Source organism: Enhygromyxa salina, assembly GCF_002994635.1.
GTDB lineage: Bacteria > Myxococcota_A > Polyangia > Nannocystales > Nannocystaceae > Plesiocystis > Plesiocystis salina_B.
In genome coordinates this window covers 1-5,342 of record NZ_PVNL01000067.1, presented here as the reverse complement: position 1 = coordinate 5,342, position 5,342 = coordinate 1, and the positions used below count along the sequence as shown (strand labels likewise).

At 70.0% G+C, this 5,342-nt stretch carries 3 protein-coding genes and 1 pseudogene; all 4 read left to right on the top strand.

The genetic code is table 11. The features are described 5' to 3' along the window. Nucleotides 1-854: hypothetical protein (locus ENSA7_RS43810; RefSeq protein WP_181233851.1), on the top strand; the 854-nt coding region annotated here is incomplete at its 5' end. 11 nt (nt 855-865) lie between these two features. Then, complete coding sequence (locus ENSA7_RS17735) at nt 866-1,276, top strand: SUI1 family translation initiation factor (RefSeq protein ID WP_106090484.1); 411 nt, start codon at nt 866-868, stop codon at nt 1,274-1,276. 159 nt (nt 1,277-1,435) lie between these two features. Beyond that, nucleotides 1,436-4,123, top strand: a complete 2,688-nt coding sequence (gene alaS / locus ENSA7_RS17730; protein ID WP_372237566.1) for an alanine--tRNA ligase — start codon at nt 1,436-1,438, stop codon at nt 4,121-4,123. A gap of 187 nt (nt 4,124-4,310) precedes the next feature. Further along, nucleotides 4,311-5,342, top strand: a pseudogene (locus tag ENSA7_RS17725) (hypothetical protein); the annotation flags it as partial.

Here is a 5,342-nt window from a genome sequence, read left to right as displayed (position 1 = left end):
GGGACGGTGATGGCGACGGGGACGGTGATGGCGACGGGGACGGTGATGGCGACGGGGACGGTGATGGCGACGGGGACGGTGATGGCGACGGGGATGGCGACGGTGATGGCGACGGGGACGGGGACGGTGATGGCGACGGTGATGGCGACGGCGACCTCATCACGCCGTGGCTGCTCAGCGTCAACAACCAGTCCCACCAACTCCTGAAGGTCAGCACCGTGGACGCAACCACGGTTGCGCTGTGCCAGCTCAACGTCAACGACGGCTATCCATCGACCACCTTTGGGCTCGAAGGCACGCTCTACGGCTCAAACGGCACGGACCAGACCCTCGACCTGATCGACCCTTGCACCTGCGAGGTCACCACGATCGGGCCGACCAACTTCGGCTCGATCCCCGGGATCACGGCCAACGGCGTCGAGGCCGAGACGCTGTTCGGCCTGAGCGTGAGCGCCGACATCTTGCTGACGCTCAGCACCGTCAACGGGGCGGGCACCGAGATCGGCCCGCTGGGGGTGGACTTCCACTACTCCGGGACCAGCTGGTCGGCGGACATCCAGGGGCTCTACGCGATCAACGATCTCACCGACAGCCTCTACACCCTCGACCTGTTCACGGGTGAGGCGACGGAGATCGCGACGATCGACACGCAGTTCGACTCGGTCGGGATCGACTGGCACATCGCCACCCACGAGCTGTATGCGTGCACCAACTTCGGCGGCGGCTCGCGGCTGTACAGCATCGACGTGGACGACGGCACCTCGACGCTGATCGGCAACCTGCCGCACAACTGCAACAACCTGGCGGCCCCGTGGACGCCGGTCGCCTGCGTCGACGACGTGCCGTTTCCGTGAGCGGGCCGGGCATGCGCAAGCGATCCAAGCAGCCGGCGAAGCTCGACGTGAGCGACGCGGCGCCGCTCACGTCGAGTCCGTTCGCGGGCCTGGCTGCGCTGCTGCCCGACGCCCCGGCGGCCCCCGTCGAGGCGAGCCAGCCCGAGCCGCCGGCCGCCACTGCCGAGCCCGCCGGCTCATCGCTCGCCACGGCCCGCCTGATCGTCCGTCGCCAGAAGAAGGGGCAGGGCGGCAAGACCGTCACCTTCGTCGAGGGCCTCGGTCCCGCCCAGCTCACCGAGCTGCTGCCCCGACTCAAGCGCGAGCTGGGGTGCGGCGCCCGGATCGACGAGGCCCTGCTGATCGCGGGCACGGCCGACCATGCCCGCGTGGCGACCTGGCTGCGCAAGGCCGGGGCCACCCAGGTGACCCTCGGCAACTGAGGGCCTGGGCACCGCCGGAGGGCCTGCGCACCGCGCGATCAGGGCCCGACGACCGCCGGCACGGACCAAACACACGCTCGCGCCCGATCCACGGCGTTGCGAGCGGGCCCAGCAAGCAAAAAATTGATCCGAAACCGGATATGTTCCGGCCAAATGGCCGTGTCACGCCCGACCGACGCTCACGCGCTGCGCACCGCGTTCCTCGACTTCTTCGCCGAGCGAGGCCACGAGCGCGTCGCGTCGTCGCCCCTGGTGCCCTTCAACGATCCGACCTTGCTGTTCGTGAACGCGGGCATGGTCCAGTTCAAGGACGTGTTCACGGGCCGCGACAAGCGGGACTACCGACGGGCGACGACGGCCCAGCGGTGCCTGCGGGCCGGCGGCAAGCACAACGACCTCGACAACGTCGGGTTCACGCCGCGCCACCACACGCTGTTCGAGATGCTCGGCAACTTCTCGTTCGGCGACTACTTCAAGCGCGACGCGATCAACTGGGCCTGGGAGTTCCTCACCGAGGTGCTCGGGTTCCCGGCCGACAAGCTGGTGGTCTCGGTGTTCAACGGCGAGGGCGACGACGCGCCCTTCGATCAAGAGGCGTACGACCTGTGGGCCGAGCTGGTCCCGAAGGAGCGCATCTATGCGTTCGACGCCAAGGAGAACTTCTGGCAGATGGGCGACACGGGTCCGTGCGGGCCGTGCTCGGAGATCCACATCTTCAGGGGCGATGGCCCGGCGCCAGCTACCGGGGGCCAGCCGGGCAAGGGGCCGGCCTACGAAGACGACGCCTACATGGAGCTGTGGAACCTCGTGTTCATGCAGTACGAGAAGCACGAGGGCGGCCGCATGGAGAAGCTGCCCGCGCCCTCGGTCGACACGGGCGCGGGGCTCGAGCGGCTGGCGGCGATCCTCGAGGGGGCGTCGAGCAACTACGGGACCACCCTGCTCGCGCCGCTGGTCGAGCGGGGCAAGCAGCTCGCGGGCGTGTCGGGGGATCAGGGCGAGCGCGAGGCCAGCTTCCGGGTCATCGCCGACCACGCCCGCGCGACCGCGTTCTTGATCGCCGACGGCGTGACCCCGGAGAAGAGCGGGCGCTCGTACGTGCTGCGCCGGATCATGCGGCGGGCGATCCGTCACGGCACCCTGGTCGGGCTCGACGAGCCCTTCTTTCACGAGATCTGCGACCTCGTCGTGGACCAGTTCGGCGACGCCTACCCGGAGCTGCGCGAGGCCAGGGCCGCGATCGCGGACGCCGTGCAGATCGAAGAGCAAGCGTTTCGTCGGACCCTGGATCGCGGGCTCAAGATGGTCGAGGCCACGCTCGCCGAGCTGCCCGCGGGCGCCCAGGCGTTCCCGGTGGATCCGGCGGCGAAGCTGTACGACACCTATGGGTTTCCGATCGATCTGACCCGGGTGATCGCGGTCGAGCACGGCCTGACCCTCGACGAGGACGAGGTCGCCGCGCGGGTCCGCGAGCTGCAGGGCGCGGGCGATGGCGCGTTCGTCGGGGGCGACGCGAAGATCAACGACGTCTACTTCGAGCTGGCCAACGAGCTGGGGGCCACGCAGTTCCTCGGCTACGCCGAGGTCGAGCAGCGCGCCACGCTGCAGGCGATCATTCGCGACGGACAGCGGGTGGACGCGGCCGGCGAGGGCGACGCGGTCGAGCTGATCTTCGATCGCACCCCCTTCTACGGTGAGAGCGGCGGGCAGATCGGCGACCACGGGACCATCGATAATTCGGGTTCGGGCCCAGCGGAGGTCCGGCTCGAGGTGTCCGACTCGCAAAAGCCCACGGGCGGCTTGATCGTGCACCACGCCAAGCTCGCGTCCGGCCGGATCAAAGTTGGCGACCAGCTCAGCTTGCGCGTCGACGTGACCCGGCGCGACGCGATCCGCCGCAACCACTCGGCCACCCACCTGCTGCACCACGCCCTGCGCGAGCAGCTCGGCAAGCACGTGGCGCAGAAGGGCTCGCTCGTGGCCCCGGATCGGCTGCGCTTCGACTTCTCCCACCCGCGCCCGCTGACCCGCGAGGAGCGGGTCGCGATCGAGCGGCAGGTCAACGAGATGGTCATGGCCAACGCCGCGACCGGGACCGAAGAGATGAGCCTCGCCAACGCCAAGCAAGCCGGGGCGATCGGGCTGTTCGGTGAGAAGTACAGCGACGAGGTTCGGGTCGTGACGATCGGCACCAGCTCGGTCGAGCTGTGCGGGGGCACCCACGTGGCGCGGGCTGGGGACATCGGGCTGTTCAAGATCGTGTCCGAGGGCGGCGTCGCTCAGGGCGTGCGCCGGCTCGAGGCCGTGACCGGCACCGGGGCGCTGGACTGGGTCCAGCACACCGCGTCGATCGTCGAGCAGGCCGCGGCCGAGCTCCACGCCCGCGATCCGGACGACCTGCTCGTCCGTCTGAGCAAGCTGCAAGAGGAGCTCAAGCTCAAGGAGCGGGAGCTGGCCCAGGTCGAGCGCAAGCTCGCGACGGGCGGGGCTGGCAGCAGCGAGGTCATCGAGGTCGAGGGCGTCAAGCTGCTGGTTCGCAAGATCGGGGCGGCAGACCCCAAGGTCATGCGCGACGCGGCCGACACCCTGCGCGACCGGCTGGGGTCTGGCGTGGTCGTGCTCGCGGCCGAGCGCGACGGCAAGGCCAGCTTGCTGGTCGCCGTGACCTCGGACCTCGCGGGTAAGAAAGTTCACGCGGGCAAGCTCGTGGGGGCGCTGGCGGGGCATATCGACGGTCGCGGCGGTGGCCGGCCGGACCTCGCCCAGGCCGGCGGTCCCAAGCTCGCTGGGCTCGATCAAGCGGTCGCCGACGCGGCGACGCAGCTCGCTGCTCAGTTGTCCAAGTAGTCGGTGCGCCCGCGCGGTCATCGATGCAGCCAGCGATGGCTGCATCGATGCAGCCATCGATACAGCCATCGATGCAGCCATCGATACAGCCATCAATACAGAAAGTTCGTTCAGATCCCCCACCGGCGACCGCCCTCGATCGTGCGCAGAACCTCAGCGCGGGCCTCGACGTGATATGGTGCGCGCCATGGAGCTCAGCGAGCTGCTCGACGGCGAGGGTCTCGACGCGGACGAGCTGATGGCCTGGGCCCGCCAGCGGGCCGATGAACTGGTCGCCGGGCTGGCCCAGGTGTCGGCAGACGGCGCGCCAGATCCGTTGCTGCAGCTGCTCGAGGCTGACGCGCAGATCGACGTCGCGGCGGCTCGACAGCAGGCGACGCCGATCGCTGAGGTCGCGAGCGATGGGGCTGAGGATGCAGAGCATCCTGTCGAGGTCGAAGCCGAGGCTCGACCCAGCGTCGTCGAGACCCCCGAGCAGGCCGCGCAGGAGGCCGCGTCGGAGCCGACGGAGCCCGCGTCCGACCCAGGACGACACGACGTCGACGCGACACCCCGCGAGCTCGACGACGACGCGCACACTGCCACCTTCGACATCGACGTCGAGCTCGACCACGACGACGACGACGACGACGAGGTCCCCGTGGTGGTCGCAGCTGCGGCACCTCGGGGCCGTCGGCGCGAACCCTCGGCGCCCCAGCCAACCAGCGCGGACGAGCTGCCGCCCCCGCCCGACCACTCGGTCCTCGGCGTCGGCGAGCCGGAGCCCGTGCTCGAGACCGTCGACACCGGGCCGATCACCCTCGGTACTCCGGAGGCCGACGAGCTGCTCGGCCTGGCGGTCGATCAGCCGGAGCCGGATGCTCCTGGCGCGAGCGACGAGGCCGAACCCGCCGCGGAGGCCGAAGTGGCGGCGGACGAGGCCGAAGTCGCTGCGGACGAGCCCGAAGTCGCGGACGAGGCCGAAGTGGCGGCGGACGAGGCCGAAGTGGCGGCGGACGAGCCCGAAGTCGCGGCGGACGAGGCCGAAGTGGCGGCGGACGAGCCCGAAGTCACCGCGGACGAGGCCGAAGTGGCGGCGGAGCCCGAAGTTGCGGCGGAGCCCGAAGTCGCCGCAGCGCCCGAGCCAGCGGAGGAGCTCGAGGAGCTCGAGGAGTTCGAGGAGCTCGACCTCGAAGAGTTCGAAGAGCTCGAGGAAGTCGTGGAGGAGGACGGCCCCACC

Bases quoted from the DNA above. Each gene is read 5' to 3' on its own strand.
- ENSA7_RS17735 (WP_106090484.1), top strand. From the start codon at position 866: ATGCGCAAGCGATCCAAGCAGCCGGCGAAGCTCGACGTGAGCGACGCG.